This is a genomic window from Pseudomonas sp. FW305-E2, assembly GCF_058782925.1.
On the sequence record NZ_JBYSYE010000041.1, the window covers coordinates 1 to 15,443 of the forward strand.

General features: G+C 63.9%; 14 protein-coding genes. 9 read left to right on the top strand and 5 right to left on the bottom strand.

Annotation, left to right across the window (positions count from 1 at the left end; translation table 11 throughout):
* Window positions 1-135 precede the first annotated feature (135 nt).
* The 3 genes from AC3WLP_RS22745 (at window position 136) to AC3WLP_RS22755 (ending at window position 3,403) form a co-directional block, all read left to right on the top strand.
* A complete protein-coding gene (locus AC3WLP_RS22745; protein WP_004577131.1) occupies window positions 136-498 on the top strand; it encodes a hypothetical protein in 363 nt (120 codons plus the stop codon).
* A 171-nt stretch (window positions 499-669) separates the two neighbouring features.
* On the top strand, window positions 670-2,247 hold the full coding sequence (locus tag AC3WLP_RS22750) for an ATP-binding cassette domain-containing protein (RefSeq protein ID WP_088512698.1): 1,578 nt from the start codon (window positions 670-672) through the stop codon (window positions 2,245-2,247).
* Window positions 2,248-2,383: 136 nt separating this feature from the next.
* A complete protein-coding gene (locus AC3WLP_RS22755; protein WP_003247906.1) occupies window positions 2,384-3,403 on the top strand; it encodes a branched-chain amino acid aminotransferase in 1,020 nt (339 codons plus the stop codon).
* A 328-nt stretch (window positions 3,404-3,731) separates the two neighbouring features.
* Here the strand turns inward: AC3WLP_RS22755 and AC3WLP_RS22760 are convergent, their stop codons facing one another.
* Window positions 3,732-4,160, bottom strand: coding sequence for a multidrug/biocide efflux PACE transporter (locus AC3WLP_RS22760; RefSeq protein WP_003247903.1), 429 nt, complete (start codon window positions 4,158-4,160; stop codon window positions 3,732-3,734).
* Between the two features lie 92 nt (window positions 4,161-4,252).
* Between AC3WLP_RS22760 and AC3WLP_RS22765 the strand changes: the two genes are divergently transcribed.
* The 4 genes from AC3WLP_RS22765 to AC3WLP_RS22780 all read left to right on the top strand — a co-directional run bounded on the left by AC3WLP_RS22765 (window position 4,253) and on the right by AC3WLP_RS22780 (window position 10,210).
* A complete protein-coding gene (locus AC3WLP_RS22765; protein WP_004577018.1) occupies window positions 4,253-5,107 on the top strand; it encodes a LysR family transcriptional regulator in 855 nt (284 codons plus the stop codon).
* Between the two features lie 154 nt (window positions 5,108-5,261).
* Window positions 5,262-7,007: a caprolactamase subunit beta gene (gene capB, locus AC3WLP_RS22770; RefSeq protein WP_012052132.1), complete on the top strand. Its 1,746-nt coding sequence runs from the start codon at window positions 5,262-5,264 to the stop codon at window positions 7,005-7,007.
* Window positions 7,008-7,020: 13 nt separating this feature from the next.
* Window positions 7,021-9,105, top strand: coding sequence for a caprolactamase subunit alpha (capA, locus tag AC3WLP_RS22775; RefSeq protein ID WP_012052131.1), 2,085 nt, complete (start codon window positions 7,021-7,023; stop codon window positions 9,103-9,105).
* Window positions 9,106-9,253: 148 nt separating this feature from the next.
* The gene (locus AC3WLP_RS22780) at window positions 9,254-10,210 is read left to right on the top strand and encodes an AraC-like ligand-binding domain-containing protein (RefSeq protein ID WP_012052130.1); all 957 of its coding nucleotides are present in this window, start codon (window positions 9,254-9,256) and stop codon (window positions 10,208-10,210) included.
* 59 nt (window positions 10,211-10,269) lie between these two features.
* On the opposite strand, the gene AC3WLP_RS22785 is transcribed toward AC3WLP_RS22780, so the two are convergent.
* On the bottom strand, window positions 10,270-11,163 hold the full coding sequence (locus AC3WLP_RS22785; RefSeq protein WP_088512699.1) for a DUF2950 domain-containing protein: 894 nt from the start codon (window positions 11,161-11,163) through the stop codon (window positions 10,270-10,272).
* Complete coding sequence (locus tag AC3WLP_RS22790) at window positions 11,160-12,626, bottom strand: DUF3300 domain-containing protein (RefSeq protein WP_088512700.1); 1,467 nt, start codon at window positions 12,624-12,626, stop codon at window positions 11,160-11,162. The genes AC3WLP_RS22785 and AC3WLP_RS22790 overlap by 4 nt, the downstream gene beginning before the upstream one ends.
* A gap of 245 nt (window positions 12,627-12,871) precedes the next feature.
* Between AC3WLP_RS22790 and AC3WLP_RS22795 the strand changes: the two genes are divergently transcribed.
* Together AC3WLP_RS22795 and AC3WLP_RS22800 are read left to right on the top strand one after the other, a co-directional pair.
* Window positions 12,872-13,123, top strand: coding sequence for a hypothetical protein (locus AC3WLP_RS22795; RefSeq protein WP_014753375.1), 252 nt, complete (start codon window positions 12,872-12,874; stop codon window positions 13,121-13,123).
* 81 nt (window positions 13,124-13,204) lie between these two features.
* On the top strand, window positions 13,205-13,924 hold the full coding sequence (locus tag AC3WLP_RS22800) for a TorF family putative porin (RefSeq protein WP_003247889.1): 720 nt from the start codon (window positions 13,205-13,207) through the stop codon (window positions 13,922-13,924).
* Here AC3WLP_RS22800 and AC3WLP_RS22805 read toward each other — a convergent pair.
* Entirely contained in the window at window positions 13,921-14,793 is an 873-nt protein-coding gene (locus AC3WLP_RS22805; RefSeq protein WP_088512701.1) for a DMT family transporter, read from the bottom strand. The two genes, AC3WLP_RS22800 and AC3WLP_RS22805, sit on opposite strands and share 4 nt — an antisense overlap.
* A gap of 151 nt (window positions 14,794-14,944) precedes the next feature.
* Window positions 14,945-15,367 (bottom strand): RidA family protein, encoded by a 423-nt coding sequence (locus AC3WLP_RS22810; protein ID WP_088512702.1) that lies wholly within the window; start codon window positions 15,365-15,367, stop codon window positions 14,945-14,947.
* Between the last annotated feature and the right edge of the window lie 76 nt (window positions 15,368-15,443).

The following is a 15,443-nucleotide window of genomic DNA, read 5'->3' on the forward strand; positions in this document are numbered from 1 at the left end:
CGCCCTACCGGTACTGCGCATGTTCTCGGCCGACAAGGCCAAGGCTTTCTACCTGGATTGTCTGCAGGTGCAGGGGCAGGCCCCGTTAGACAACCACCTGCGCTTTTGCCAGCAGATCGATGACGAGGCCAACCCATGAAGGCACTGGGCAAACGCGAAATAGGCCGCCTGGAGCGGGAGTTGGTGGCATGCCTGACCGATGCCTGCGAAACCGCCAAGGCGGAGATTGTCGGCTTCTGTTGGCTAACCCATCGCCTCAACCCGGAGGACTTTCCGAGCAGCCTGCGTATTACCTGGGTATTCGAGCAAGAGGCCGACAAGGCAGCGGCCGTGGTCGGTGATGCGAAGGCGCGCATGCTGGCACTTACCGCTCTGGCGCTGGAGCAAGCCGGCATTGAGCTGGACCATCCGGCCTGGCATGTACGATTCGACAGTGAAGAAGCCTGCGCGCACGGCCACGGCGGAGACTGGGCCAAGCGCTTGCAGACGCAGCGCTGAGCCCCAACCGGCAGCCGGTGCTTTACCCAGCCCCAGACGGTCCGTTAGGCTACGCATTCTCTAAATGACGAGGTGTTCGTCCAATGCGCCATTGATGCCGCCGTCCGTTCGACGGCCAGTCTTCAGCCTCCGGTTCGTTCCGGAGATGTCGCGGCATTTGTGGAGTTGTGCATGACGAACACGTCGATTCTGACGCTGGACAGCGTCTCCTTGGCCTTGCCTGATGGCAGGCCGCTGTTTAGCAACCTCAACGAAACCTTCGACCAACGCCGCACCGGCCTGGTCGGGCGCAATGGCGTGGGCAAAAGCCTGCTAGGGCAGATTCTTGCCGGCCGGCGTGAACCGAGCAGCGGCCATTGTCGGCGCCTCGGGCCTGTCCATTTGCTGGACCAGCAAGTCATCGCGCGCAGCGCCACGCTGGCCGACCTGGCCCAAGTGGGGCCGGTGATTGCGGCGCTGGAGCGCATCGAGCAAGGCAGCATCAAGCCCCAGGATTTCGACACCGTTGGCGAGCGCTGGGATATCCGCGAGCAATTGCAGCTGCAGCTTGAGGGCCACGGGCTGGGTCAACTCGACTGGCGCCAGCCCGCACGGACCCTGAGCGGTGGCCAAGCCATGCGCGTGGCACTGATTGGCGCGTGGCTCAGCGATGCCGATTACCTGATCCTCGATGAGCCAAGCAATCACCTGGACAGCAACGCCCGTGCCCAGCTGCTGAGCATGATCGAAGCCTGGGACCGTGGCTTGCTGGTGATTAGCCACGACCGCAGCCTGCTGGCGCACATGGCACGCATTGTCGAATTATCCAGCCTGGGCTTGCAGGCCTACGGTGGCAACTACAGCCTCTATAGTGCGCAAAAAGCCAACCAGACGGCGCAAGCGCAGCAGCAACTTGCCCGGCTGAAGCAGGAGCAGCAACGCCAGGCCCGTGAACTGCAGCGCCAACGCGAAGACCTGGAGCGCCATCAAGCCCGGGCCGGGCGCCAAGCCAAGCACGCCAACCAGGCAAAAATCCTGGTCGACCGCAAGCAGGAGCGCAGCCAGGCCACTGCTGGCAAGCAGCGCCGCGACCATCGCGATGCTCGGCAAACGCTACTGGGCAAAGTGCGTGACGCCGCCCGCGAGGTGGAGCAAGACAGCGCTATTACCTTGCACGCGCCCACTCCTCAGCGTCATCCGGGCCGAGAGGTCTTGGCCTTGCAGGCACTTTGCTTGCCCCATGGCACCCGCAAAGCGCTTGACCTGCGCTTGTGCCTGGGCCAGCGCGTAGGGCTGATCGGCGCCAATGGCAGTGGCAAGTCCACCCTGCTCAGGCTGCTGAATGGGGAATTGCCAGCATCGCCCGACAATGTGCGCCTCAGTGGCGAGACCGCCCTACTCGACCAGCACTGCAGCACACTGGCAGGCAACCGCAGCGTGCTCGAACACCTGCACCAAGCCAACCCGACGCTGGACCAGGGAAAATTGCGCAGCCGCCTGGCGCAACTGGGCCTGGATGCAGCCCGTATCGAACTGCCCAGTAGCCTGCTGAGCGGCGGCGAGCGTATGAAGGCGGCGCTGGCCGCCGTGCTGTACCGCGAACGGCCGCTCGATCTGTTGCTGCTGGACGAACCCGGCAACCACCTGGACCTGCCATCGCTGACAGCCCTGGAACGCATGCTTGGGCAGTTTCGCGGGGCGCTGATAGTGGCGTCCCATGATGCGGTATTGCTGGAAAACCTGGCCCTGGATGAGTACTTGCTGCTGTAGACACCGAAAAAAAAGCATCGCAGCCTATCAATTCGTGACTGGCCGTTCCCGATCCGCCAAGGATGGTTTAAGGTGGCATGGTGCGCATATAACAGCAGCCCGAGCGATCGGGCACTTGCAAGACAATGAGGGTGTCATGAGCAACGAAAGCATTAATTGGGACAAGCTGGGTTTCGACTACATCAAGACCGACAAACGCTACCTGTCCGTATGGCGCAATGGCGAGTGGGACAAGGGCACCCTGACCGAAGACAACGTATTGCACATCAGTGAAGGCTCCACGGCCCTGCACTACGGCCAGCAGTGCTTCGAAGGCCTGAAGGCCTACCGTTGCAAGGACGGCTCGATCAACCTGTTCCGCCCGGACCAGAACGCGGCCCGCATGCAGCGCAGCTGCGCACGCCTGCTGATGCCGCACGTGCCGACCGATGTGTTCATCGAAGCGTGCAAGCAAGTGGTCAAGGCGAATGAAAAGTTCGTGCCACCGCACGGCAAAGGCGCCCTGTACCTGCGCCCGTTCGTGATCGGCACCGGCGACAACATTGGCGTGCGCACCGCCCCCGAGTTCATCTTCTCGGTGTTCGCCATCCCGGTTGGTTCGTACTTCAAGGGCGGCATGAAGCCGCACAACTTCCAGATTTCCAGCTTCGACCGTGCTGCCCCACAGGGCACCGGCGCGGCCAAGGTCGGTGGCAACTACGCTGCCAGCCTGCAGCCGGGCGCTGAAGCGAAGAAGGCCAACTTCGCCGACGCCATCTACCTCGACCCGCTGACCCACACCAAGATCGAGGAAGTCGGTTCGGCCAACTTCTTCGGCATCACCGCCAACAACGAGTTCGTCACCCCGAAATCGGCCTCGGTACTGCCAGGCATCACCCGCCTCTCGCTGATGGAACTGGCGCAATCGCGTCTGGGCCTGACCGTGATCGAAGGCGATGTCGAGATCAGCAAGCTGGACCGTTTCGTGGAAGCCGGTGCCTGCGGTACCGCAGCCGTGATCACCCCGATCGGCGGCATCGAGTACAACGGCAAGCTGCACGTGTTCCACGACCTGGAAAAGGTCGGCCCGGTTACCCAGAAGCTCTACAACGAGCTGACCGGTATCCAGAGCGGCGATGTAGAGGCACCGGCAGGCTGGATCGTCAAGGTCGCCTGAGGCGCATCAGCTGTATGAAAACGGGGCATGCCAGCGATGGCATGCCCCGTTTTTCATGGGTTTATACGGTCACCTTGGGCGGTTGTACCCGCAAAGCAGGCGACGCGGGGCATGGCACCGGCTGCGCCCAACCACCCCCATGTGTCCACCACCGTGGTAGGAGCGGGTTTACCCGCGAATACGGTAGCACCGGCAACGGTGAACGGCGGGTGGAGATTGGCCAGCAGGCCCGGCCCTTTCGCGGGTAAACCCGCTCCTACACGGCGGCCTGCGCCCAACCACCGACCTGTGTCCACCTCCGATCAGTGAACCGCGCCAGGTGGCAGAATCATGCCAGGCGCCGCTGCACCAGCAGGTGCCGGGCTTTGTCGAACGCCCAGTTGTAGACCACGGTGTAGGGCAGGATGATCACGAAGAAGCCCAGCTCCACCATGAACGCCTGCAGCAGCGAAATCTCCAGCATCCAAGCCGCCACCGGCAGGCACCACACCACCAGGCCGGCTTCGAAGCCAAGACCGTGCACGAAACGCGTACTGGCCTTCCAGTTGATGCGTTCGGTTTGCACCCAGCGATCAACCAGTGCGTTGTAGACCATGTTCCACAGCATGGCGATCACCGACAGGGTCACCGCCAGCGCGCCCGCCGTTGCCAACGACTTGCCCATGATCCAGGACAGCAGCGGCGCACACAGCAGTACCGCAAAAACTTCATAGCCAACAGCGTGGACCAGGCGTTCGGTGAAAGACACGTTTTTCATTGCACATTCCATCCATTGCGGGAGTCGTGCTTCCTATTTTCTTTGATAGAACTGATACTCGCGACATAGCTACCATCGGTTTTATCAATACCATGCGTTACTCTCCCGAAGCTCTGGTCGCCTTTACCGAAGCCGCCTCACTCGGTTCGTTTTCTGCGGCGGCGCGCAAGCTGCGTAAAAGCCAGTCCACTGTCAGCATCGCCATCGCCAATTTCGAGGCCGATATCGGCTGCCCGCTGTTTGACCGCAATGGCCGCCACCCCACGCTCAATGAGGCGGGCAGGCAGGTGCTGAGCCATGTCGAAGCAATTCTCGATGCCAGCGCCCAGCTCGATGCGCTGGCAGTGCGACTGGCGCAAAATGTCGAGGCGCTGGTATCTGTGGTGATGTCGGACAGCTACAGCGTAACGTTCCAGGGGGCGGTGATGACTCGTTTCGCCCAGCACTACCCCCATACCGAGCTACGCTGCGGCCCGGCGGAGGACGCTGATGTGATCGAGATGATCCAGCAGGGCCTGGCCCATGTCGGCATCCTTGCCACCCAGCCCGGCTACCCCGCCGACGTGGCCGTGGCGCGCTTGCCGGAGCAGGCAGAGTTCGGCGTGTATGTCGCCAGCGAGCATCCGCTGGCAAGCCTGGCGCAGGTTCAGGCGCAGCATCTGGAGAACGCACGACAGCTGTATATCAAGACCTATGCCCCCAGCCTGCACCATGGCCGTGGCCAAGCGTGGTCGGCACCGGATTACCTTACCCTGCTGGAGTTCGCCGTGCGCGGGTTTGGCTGGGCCGAGCTGCCCAGGGCGCTGGTTAAACGGTTTGGCAACGAGCTGGTGGAGTTGCAGATAGCGGGTTACCCCCGGCGGGTGGATATGGATGTGGCCTGGTCGAGCCGGCGTGCCTTGGGGCCGGCCGGGCAATGGCTGGTGCGACAGATGTTGGGGCAATAGTTGTGTCGCCTGCCCGAACTTGAAGTGCGCCCAGACACAACAACCGGTACACCCAGCGACAAGCCTTCCCCCCACCCTGCCCCTTAGCCTGTCACCACGCGCCGCCCCGCTGCGGCACGCACCCAAAAAGCACAAGAACAAACGTTGGTGACCTATGCAGACAGTAGATCCGATCACCCTTGCGGTTGTCCGGGGTGCGCTGGAGACAGCGCAACGCGAAATGACCCTGACCCTGGAAAAGACCGGGCGCTCCAGTGTGTTCAACCTGGCACACGACTATTCCAACTCGCTGTTCGACCACTTGCCGGAAATGATCCTGCAGGGCCAGGACATTCCCATCCACCTGGGCTCGCTGATACCAGCCATGAAATGCGTGGCCGAGTTCTTCGGCGACGACATCGCCGAAGGCGACGTGATCTACCACAACGACCCCGCCTACAAGGGCAGCCATATTCTCGACTGCTGCATGTACAAACCGGTGTATTACCAGGGCGAGCTTGTGTTCTGGACCGTTTGCAAGGGCCACCTGACCGACATCGGCGGCCCGGTGCCGGCGGGCTACAACCCCGATGCCAAGGAGATCTATGCCGAGGGCCTGCGCATTCCACCGGTCAAGCTGTGGGAAAAGGGCAAGCGTCGTGAGGACGTGATCAACTTCATGCTCACCAACATGCGCGCCCGCCCCTATCAGGAAGGCGACCTCAATGCCCAGTATGGCGCCTGCAAAGTCGGCGAGCGGCACTTGCTAGAGCTGCTGGACAAGTACGGCGTGGCACAGGTGCGTGCCTGCATCGCCGAACTGAAGAACATGGCCGACCGACACATGCGGGCGCTGTTGCGCGATGTGCCGGATGGTGACTACAGCGGCACCGCCGTGCTCGAAGATGCCGGCCACGGCCTGGGTGAACTGGCCATCACCGCCCATGTGCAGATCCGTGGCGACCAGGCCCATGTGCGCATCGAAAGCCCGCCGCAGGTGCCGTACTTCATCAATTCCTATGAGGGCAACTCGGTATCCGGGGTTTACCTGGGGCTGATGATGTTCGCCCAGGTGGCGCCGCCTTACAACGAAGGCCTGTATCGCTGCGTAACGGTCGATGTCGGCCCCAGGGGTACGCTGTGCAATGCCGAGGAACCCGCGCCTCACGTCAATTGCACCACCACGCCGATGGAAACCCTCGCCGATGCCGTGCGCACGGCACTGGAACAGGCCTCGCCACAGCGGGTAACGGCCTCCTGGGGGCATACCAGCGGCATCAACATTGCCGGCCGCGACCCGCGCAACGGCAATAGCGAGTACGTGACGATGGTGCTGGCCTCGATCATTTCCGGTGCCGGTGCCAACAAGGTGATGGATGGCTGGCACGCCTGCGGCCCGCTGTGCTGCTTCGGGGCGCTGATGAGCGGTGACATCGAGCTGCTCGAACACGCTTATCCGGTGCTGATCCACCGCTACAGCCTGATGGCCGACAGTGGTGGCGCCGGTGAGTTGCGCGGTGGTTCGGGCACCCGCCTGGAGATCGAACCGCTGGACCACGCCATGACCGTGGTCGGCTTCGGCGAGGGCCGCCAGTTGCCCACCGCTGGTGCCGCCGGGGCTCGCAATGCCCTGCTCGAGCCCAAACTGGGCCGGCTGATCCATCGCCATGCCGATGGCCGCGAAGACCACTACACGCAGAACCCCATGCTCACCCTGCAGCCCGGCGAACGCATCATCAACATCAACCCAGGGGGTGGTGGCTACGGCGACCCACTGCGCCGTCGGGTCGCAGCAGTACTGGAGGACGTGCGCAACGGCCTGGTCTCGCCACAAGGCGCAGCCCTGGAATATGGCGTGGTCCTCGATGCCGATGGCCAACTGGACGAAACAGCCACCCGCCTTGCCCGCGCCCCGCGCTAACCGGAGAACACGCATGCGTAACCAATATCGCCTGGGCGTAGACGCCGGCGGCACTTTCACCGATTTCATCCTGGCCGATCGCGACGGCGGCGTGCAGCTGTTCAAGGCCCCCTCCACGCCGCAGGACGGCACCTTGGCCATTCGCGCTGGCCTGGCACAGATTGCTGACGCCACCGGGCGTAGCCCGGCCGAACTGATCGCCAACTGTGACCTGTGCATCAACGGCACCACCGTGGCCCTCAACGCGCTCATCGAGCGCACCGGGGTCAAGGTGGGCCTGCTGTGCACCGAGGGACACGAGGACAGCCTGGAAATCCGCCTGGGCCACAAGGAAGAGGGCCACCGCTACGACGCCCACTACCCGCCGGCACACATGCTTGCCCCACGCCACCTGCGCCGGCCGATCGGTGGCCGAATCCTTGGCGATGGCCGTGAGCACAGCCCGCTGGACGAAGCCGCCATCCATGCCGCCATCGACTACTTCCGTGCAGAAGGCGTGCAGGCCGTGGCCATTTCCTTCCTATGGTCGGTGCGCAACCCCAGCCACGAACAACGGGCCGCCGAACTGGTACGGGCTGCCCTGCCCGAGGTGTTCGTCTGCACCGGCTGCGAGGTGTTCCCGCAGATTCGCGAATACACCCGCACCTCCACCACCGTGGTCAATGCCTACCTCAGCCCGGTAATGGCACGTTACGTGGCGCGCATCGACAGCCTGTTCCAGGCACTTGGCGCACAGCAGCCGGTACGCTACTTCCAGTCCAACGGCGGGTTGGCGCCCGGGCACCTGATGCGTGAGCGCGCCGTCAACGCGATCAACTCTGGTCCGGCCTCAGCGCCACAAGCCGGGCTGGCAGTAGCCAAGCCGTTCGGTATCGACAACGTCATTACCGTGGACATGGGCGGCACCTCGTTCGACATCACCCTGACCAATGGCGGACGCACCAACTTCAGCAAGGACGTGGACTTCCTGCGCCAGCGCATCGGCGTGCCGATGATCCAGGTGGAGACCCTGGGTGCCGGCGGTGGCTCCATCGCCCACCTGGACGAGTTTGGCATGCTCCAGGTCGGACCGCGCAGCGCCGGCGCCATGCCTGGGCCGGTGTGCTACGGCAAGGGTGGCCGCGAACCCACGGTCACCGACGCCAACCTGGCACTTGGCTACCTGCCCGACGGCGCACTGCTGGGCGGCAGTATCCGCCTGAACCGCCAGGCCGCGCTGGACGCCATCCGGAGCACGATCGCCGAACCGTTGGGCATCAGTGTGGAACGCGCGGCATTCGGCATCACCACCCTGGTCAACCTGAACATGGTCAACGGCATCCGCCGCGTATCGATCGAGCGCGGTCACGACCCGCGTGACTTCGCCCTGATCGGCGCAGGCGGTGCGGCGGGCATGCACGTGGTGCGCCTGGCCGAAGAAATCGGCATGCACACCGTGCTGATCCCCAAAGTGGCCTCGGGCTTGTGTGCGTTCGGCCAGATCCTGTCCGACGTGCGCTACGACCAGCTCACCAGCCTGTCGATGCGCCTGGACGCCGGGCACGTCGACCTGGCGCAACTCAACCAGACCCTCACCGAACTGCGTGAGCAAGGCCTGGCCAACCTGCGCGAAGACGGTTTTGGCGACCAGGCCAGCAGCTGTCACTACACCCTGGAGATGCGCTACCTGGGGCAAATTCATGAGTGCAGTGTGGACCTGCAGCAGCACAGCCTGGACGAGGCAGGGCTGGCCGCGCTGGTCAGCCGCTTCCACAGCCGCCACCAGACCCTGTACTCGTACAGCGAACCCGACAGCCCGGTGGAGCTGGTGAACCTGGAGTGCTCGGTGATCGGCCACCTGCCACGCCCGCCGCAACCCGAGCTGCAGGGACCGGCCGAGCCCCCCGCCCCCACCGCGCAATCCGTCCGCCCGATGCTGTTCAGTGCCGACGGTGAATGGCAGCCCACACCGGTGTTCAACGGTAACCACCTGTTGCCAGGGCAGACCGTGCATGGCCCCTGTGTGATCGAGGAAGACACCACCAACATTGTCCTGCCACCCGGCTGGCAGGCTCGCCTGGAGCCTTCGGCCACCTACCGAGTGACACGCGGGGGTTGATCTTGCGGTCGGCGCGCGCCGATCATGGGCCTGACAACCGCCCGGCAGTTTTGCGCTGCCGGGCGGTTTTTACAATAACAAGAGCTGCTTGAGTAGCTTGCCTGCAGTTCCTTTTTTCAATGCTGCCCTCTTTGAAAAAGGACCCACCATGCCCACAGAACTCTCGACCCACGGCTGGCCACAGCCTGAACGCCAGGCACGCTGGGCCGAAGCCATCAGTGACACCTATTTCCCATTGAGCCTTGAATTTGCTGCCGGACAGCCATTCGATGGCCACCTGCAGCGCTGGAGTACGCCGAGCACGCCGCTCAGCCTGTCGCGCCTGCGGTCCAGCCAGCTGGGTTACTCGCGCAGCAACGCGCATATCGGCCAGGACCATGAAGCGTTCTACCTGGTGACCGTGCCGCATGGCAGCGAGGTGCACTTCGAACAGGACGGCCACCCGATCAGTTGCAGCCCGGGCGGTTTCATCGTCGAGCGCGGCGATGCACCCTACCGCTTCCACTACGGCACGCAGAACGACTTGTGGGTGCTCAAGCTGCCCGAGCGTGCGCTCAAAGCCAACCTGCTGGGGCACAAGCGCTATACCCGGCATTGCTTCGACGCCCGTCAGGGCCTGGGGCGCATCTTCGTCGAGCAACTCGACCTGTGTGCCCGCCATTTCGACACCAGCCCCCCGGCAGCCCGGCATCTACTGCTGGAACAGGCCTCCGCCACCCTGCTGCTGGCCTTGCAACAGGATGAGCGCGTGCTGGGCAGCGAAGGCAGCAACCTCAGCACCCTGCACCTGACGCGGGTCGAGCAGTACGTGCAGCAAAACCTGGGTGACCCCGAGCTGTCGCCACAAACCATCGCCAACGCCTGCGGGCTGTCGCTGCGTTATCTGCACAAGTTGTTCGCGATCACGCCCTACACCCTTGGCGAGTGGGTACGCCGTCAACGCCTGGAGGCCGTGCACCGGCAACTGCTTGACCCGCATTGCCACCTGGCGATCGGCGAACTGGCATTTCGCTGGGGCTTTGCCGATCAGGCGCAGTTCACCCGGGCGTTCCGCCAGCAGTATGGGTGCACGGCGAGCGAGGTGCGGGCTACGCGTGCGCACTGATCACAACAACGGAAAATGGCCCGCTTCCACAGGGGCACGGTCGCGTTGGCTTGGCGGGCTCAATCCCCCTCCACCACATCCACCACTTTCCAGCTGTCGTCCGGGTCGAAGCGTTTCATCTCCTTCGCCAGCCTGTCGCCATGCGGCCCGAGGTCTTTCTCGAACACTTGGCCGTCATGGCTGATCATGAAGCTCATCACCCCGGTGTCGTCGTACTTGGCCGGCCAGGCGACCATGGCGAAGCCACGGCTCATCTGGTTGCCGATCAGGTAGCTGTAGGCACCGCCCGGGGCGGATGGGCCCTGTGCGTCCAGGATGCGGAAGTGGTAGCCATACCAGGCGTCACCGACCACATCCTGGCCGAACAGCGGGCCCAACGGGCTGACGTCACCGTCGCCATCGTCATCCCAATACAACCCGTCATGCTTGCCCGGCTCGCTGAAAATCTTCTGTGCGTACTCCAGCGCACCATCTCCGTTGTGGTCCTGGGTGGCGTAGTCCATTTGCGCATCGTGATAGGCCAACAGCGACTGCAGAACACCCAGCTCGTTGCGCCCGATGCGACGGGCGCGAATTTCGGCACTGCCCGCCTTGAGGTCGAAACGCCAGCCCTGGCGGGTTCTGGTCAGCGGTATGGGCAAGGTCCAATGACCGGTGCCCACCGCCAGGATGGCCTTGCCCTCGCCTGACATGTCGATGCTGTGCTGTGCGCGATACTGCTCGAGAAAGGTATCCACATCGCTGCGTTGCACACCACCGCGCGGTATATAGGTGCGCCAGTCATCGCCCAGCAACTGGGCCAGGCGGGCTTCATCAGGTTTTTCCTGGCCCAGCGCCGCGACAAAGGCTTCCACGGCCTTCTCCGGCGTTGGGAAGGCTTGCTGGGCGGCGGCCATGAACGACCAGGCCAAACCTGCCGTCAGCAGCAATGCAGCCAGTGTTGGGCGCTTCATCGACGGCCTCCTGCGCCGCGACGCGCGGGCGCACTGGGCCGGGAGATCGGGTGCCCGGCGGCACGAGACGCACCGGGCCGCTGAGCGAACGACTGGCTGGTACGGCCGCGGTTGGCCTGCACGCTGGTGCGCGACGGCGAGCGCACACCGTCGAAGGCATTGTTGCGGGCACGGCCTGCCGTATTGGCAGGACGGCTCTGCGCCGGCTGCCGCACCTGGCCGTCGCCCTGCCGGCGTTGATTGGCCAGGTTGCCGTTCTGCTGGCGGCCTTGATCAGTGCGGGTTTCCTGCCGACGGTCAGTCGCCCGCGCGCCATCATCACGGGACGGCATGCGGTTGCCGTCAGGATTGCCTGCCTTGGCCTCGCGCATTTGCTCGCGGGCCTGACGGTTACTGGTAGCCGGCCGTTCGATACCTGCGCGGTCCATCGATGCCCTGGCTTTGTCTCGGGCCTGGGCCCGTTGGGCGTCGTCGCCGCGGAACGCGGTGCGCTGAGTGGCACCGTCCAGCTGGCGGCCGTACTGCTGACGGCTGCGAGAATCGCGGTATGGCACCCCGTCGCGGTTGGCGGCATTGTGCTGCCATTTGTTCTGGTTGTTGGTGATGCGGTTGTTGACGTTGAGGTTGTTGTAGCGGTTGACGTCAATGTCGATGTCATTGTTGTCCCAGTCGCAATCGCCCCACAACGAGGCGACGATCGCCACGCCGGTACCGAAGGCCAGGCCGGCCACCAGCGCGGAACCGGGGTAGTACATGGGCGGCGGCGGGTAATACACCGGCGGCGAGGCCGGGTAGGCCCACGTACCATAGGTGGTGGTCGGGTTATAGCTGGGCACATACACCACTTGCGGGTCGGCCGGCGCGATGACGATGGTGGTGGGCGGGCTGCTGGCCGCTGCCCCTTGGGTGCTACTGCCGCTTGCGGCTGGCGCCGGTGCAGGTGCGGTCTGCACGGTGACGTGCTGGTACTGGCTGCTCTGCAGATTGCCGGCGGCCTGCGCCTGGTGGCGCAAACGCTGCACGCTGCCCATGACATCATCGGGCTGGGCGAGAAAAGCATCGCCCAGGCGCTGCACCCACACCGGGTCCTGGCCAAGCGTTGCCAGCACCTGCGGGAAGGCCACCAGTGCCTGTACGCTAGGGTCCCAGGGCTGCTTGGCCACTTGTCTGACTGCATCGTCACCGGTGGCCTTGGGGTTGGCCTTGGACCAGGTCACGGCTTCATTGACCTGCCCCGGGTAGGTTGACGCCATCAGCACCTGAGCCAGCAACTGATCAGGGTACAAGGCAATGGGGGCCAGCATCTGGTCCAGTTGTTCCTGGGAGAACACCGGGTCCTTGGCTACGGGCGTGGCAGCGGAAGGCGCCGGATCCGGCGCGGGCACGTCTGCGGCCAGCACCAGGCCCGGGGCAGCGCTCAGGCAAAGCAGTGCCGACAGGACAGCAAACAATGGCATGCGCATCGCTTATCCCCATGAGGTCAGACCGCGTGGGTTAAGGGTAGCAATGGCAGTGCTTTTGACCAGACGAGGGGGCGCAAACTTTTCGCGCTCCAAAGGCGGGATGGTTGATGCGTTTGAGTCTATAGGTGCGCTGCGCCGGAATCGTCGATAGTCACTATCGAGCAGGGCAATTTCTACCGAAAGCTGTGGCCGCATAACCTAGCGCCATCCCCACGCTGCCGCCTAGACTGCCCTGGAGCTAACCGATGAATACCTTGGCCCGCCAGCTGTCCGCCACCCTTGCCGTTTTTGCCATCGCCGTGATCAGCGGCTGTGCCAGCCACCCTGAACTGCGCCCGTACACCGCCGAGGAAACCCGCCAGTTGCAACTGGAAGCCTTACAGCGCCGCGGCCTGTCACTGGACAATTACGAGCAGCAACGGCGGGTGATCCTGCGTGCCGGTAACCTGCCTGTCGTGACCGAGGCCGCCGACGCTGAACGTTCTACCAAAGGCTGAACGGGCTAACCGGCGGTTCCCTCCCTCCACTTGCGCAGGTATCCTCTACCGCTCAACCGCAAGCCTTCCAGGACGGAGACCATGATCAGGCCCCTTCTGTTGCTGAGTGCTGCGCTGCTTTTAAGCCCCGCGTCGCAAGCCCAGCAGATGAAACGCCAACTGGGCGATTTCGACTTCACACTCGGCACCACCCCCTCACGCAGCATGGCGCAAGGGCTTATCTCACCCAGCGCCGTTGGCGCATTCCATGGCGGGCTCGACCTCAGCCACCCCAATGGCTGGTACCTGGGCCAGTACGCCCCAAGCATGGGCGTCACCCCTGACTCGACCCTGCGCCTGGACAGCTACCTGGGCTACAAGCACCATTTCGACAGCAGCCTGGGCTACGAGGTAGGGCTGATCCATTACAGTCAGCCCAATATCGCAGGCCCCGACAGCTACGCCCTGTATGGGGGGATTTCGGTGCTGGGCAGCCGCTTCGGCGGGGCGCTGCGCGACAACCCCGACAACCGCACGGGCACGCTGTTCGCCGACTTCGGCCATCTGCCGATGTTCGACGTTGACTTCACCGTCAAGCTCGCCCACCACCGCCTGGGCACGCCGTTCACCATTGGCGATGGCAGCCAGGTGAATACCTTTTCCGATTGGTCGCTGGAGCTGTCGCGGCCCTGGCTGGGCATCGACCTGAACCTGATCTACAGCAACTCCAGCCTGAGTGGCGCGAGCTGCGATGCCTATTCGGGCATCAATACCTATTGCGACAGCGTGGTCACGCTCAAGGCCCAGCGCAGCTTTTTTTAACGGCGCGGCGCCAGCGCCAGGGCAATACCGCCCAACACCACCACACAGGCGATCAACAAACGCAACGACACCGACTCGCCGATCAGGGCAACCCCGCCCAGTGCGGCAATCACCGGCACGCTGAGCTGCAGGGTCGCCGCCTGTTGCGCACTGATCTGCCTGACCACGCCATACCAAACGGCATAGCCTGCGCCAGAAGCCAGCACACCGGAACCCAAGGCATACAACAAGCCAAGTGGCGTGAGGTGCGGGCCGGCACCCAGCAACAGCATCGGTAGCAGCAGCACCAGGCACGGCAAGCTGCGGGCAAAATTGCCGGCAGTGTCGGCCAGCGGCCTGGGCGAGCCTTTGCCCAGTAGCGTATATACCCCCCAGGCCACACCGGACAGGGCCATCAGCAAGGCACTGGCCAACGGCGGCGCCGAGACGCCAGGCAACAGCAGCACCAGCAGGCCGGCAAAGGCGATCAGCATGCCCAGCAGCATGCGTACCGTGATGTGTTCGCCCCTGTACCACGCGAAGCCGAACATAGTGATCTGCACGGCACCGAACAGCAACAACGCCCCCACCCCTGCCCCCAGTTGCAGGTACGCCGCAGAAAACAGGAACGCGTACAGGAACAGGGCCAAGCCGCCCCACCAACTGCCGCCCATGGTGTGCACCGGGCTGCGCAGGCGAATCAGCAACAGCAGAAACAGCGCGCCACTGGCCAGGCGGACCATGGTGAAGGACACCGGGTCGATCGCCCCGTCCTTCAGCGCCAGCCGGCAGAACACCGAGTTGGCGGCAAACGCCACCAGACTGAAAAGGGCAGGCCAAAGCCAGGCGCTGGGCTTGCGGTCGGTAAGCGTGGTCGTGCCTGAACTCATGGTGTGGCCACCTCTGAGTGGGATTGTTGTTATAGCGGCATTTAGTCAGGACCGGCACCGATATACAAGGAAGAATCCACCGTGGAGGATGGCACCGGCTACGCCGGTGTTCGCGGGTAAACCCGCGCCTACGGGCGACCGCGCCGGCTTTTCAGGATTTGAGCAAGACGGCGGCTACTGCTTCGATCTCCACCAGCATGCCGTCCAGCGCCAGCCGGGGCACCGGTATCAGCGTGCAGGTCGGTTTCATGTGCGCCCCCCAGGCCCTGTCGGCCTCTGTCACCCATTGGTGCAGGCGCGCTTCGGAGTGCTCGACAATCAGCAGGGTCAGCTTGAACACCTGGCCCAGGCTGGCACCTTTCGACGCCAGGGCCCGTTCCAGGTTGGCCAGCGCCTGCCGGGCCTGTTCGGCGAACACGGGTGACAACTGGCCCTGGCTATCCTGCCCACCCTGACCGGCGATGAACAGCAGACGGCTGTCAGCGCGCACTTCGGCGACATGGGAGTAGGCGTTGCCACTGGGGTCGTAGAGGCCTTCGGGGTTGCTTAGCTGGAATGCGTTTGATGGGGTCACGACAAGCCCTCGCTCGGTTGGAAGAGCGTCGGAATATCGGACCTTAAGTTAACTCGAGGTCAAGCCTGAAGTAGGA

What these genes read in the sequence shown, in the direction of transcription:
- AC3WLP_RS22745 (WP_004577131.1), top strand. Translation starts at nt 136, where the DNA reads ATGAAGGCACTGGGCAAACGCGAAATAGGCCGCCTGGAGCGGGAGTTG.
- AC3WLP_RS22750 (WP_088512698.1), top strand. Translation starts at nt 670, where the DNA reads ATGACGAACACGTCGATTCTGACGCTGGACAGCGTCTCCTTGGCCTTG.
- AC3WLP_RS22755 (WP_003247906.1), top strand. Translation starts at nt 2,384, where the DNA reads ATGAGCAACGAAAGCATTAATTGGGACAAGCTGGGTTTCGACTACATC.
- AC3WLP_RS22760 (WP_003247903.1), bottom strand. Translation starts at nt 4,160, where the DNA reads ATGAAAAACGTGTCTTTCACCGAACGCCTGGTCCACGCTGTTGGCTAT.
- AC3WLP_RS22765 (WP_004577018.1), top strand. Translation starts at nt 4,253, where the DNA reads ATGCGTTACTCTCCCGAAGCTCTGGTCGCCTTTACCGAAGCCGCCTCA.
- capB (WP_012052132.1), top strand. Translation starts at nt 5,262, where the DNA reads ATGCAGACAGTAGATCCGATCACCCTTGCGGTTGTCCGGGGTGCGCTG.
- capA (WP_012052131.1), top strand. Translation starts at nt 7,021, where the DNA reads ATGCGTAACCAATATCGCCTGGGCGTAGACGCCGGCGGCACTTTCACC.
- AC3WLP_RS22780 (WP_012052130.1), top strand. Translation starts at nt 9,254, where the DNA reads ATGCCCACAGAACTCTCGACCCACGGCTGGCCACAGCCTGAACGCCAG.
- AC3WLP_RS22785 (WP_088512699.1), bottom strand. Translation starts at nt 11,163, where the DNA reads ATGAAGCGCCCAACACTGGCTGCATTGCTGCTGACGGCAGGTTTGGCC.
- AC3WLP_RS22790 (WP_088512700.1), bottom strand. Translation starts at nt 12,626, where the DNA reads ATGCGCATGCCATTGTTTGCTGTCCTGTCGGCACTGCTTTGCCTGAGC.
- AC3WLP_RS22795 (WP_014753375.1), top strand. Translation starts at nt 12,872, where the DNA reads ATGAATACCTTGGCCCGCCAGCTGTCCGCCACCCTTGCCGTTTTTGCC.
- AC3WLP_RS22800 (WP_003247889.1), top strand. Translation starts at nt 13,205, where the DNA reads ATGATCAGGCCCCTTCTGTTGCTGAGTGCTGCGCTGCTTTTAAGCCCC.
- AC3WLP_RS22805 (WP_088512701.1), bottom strand. Translation starts at nt 14,793, where the DNA reads ATGAGTTCAGGCACGACCACGCTTACCGACCGCAAGCCCAGCGCCTGG.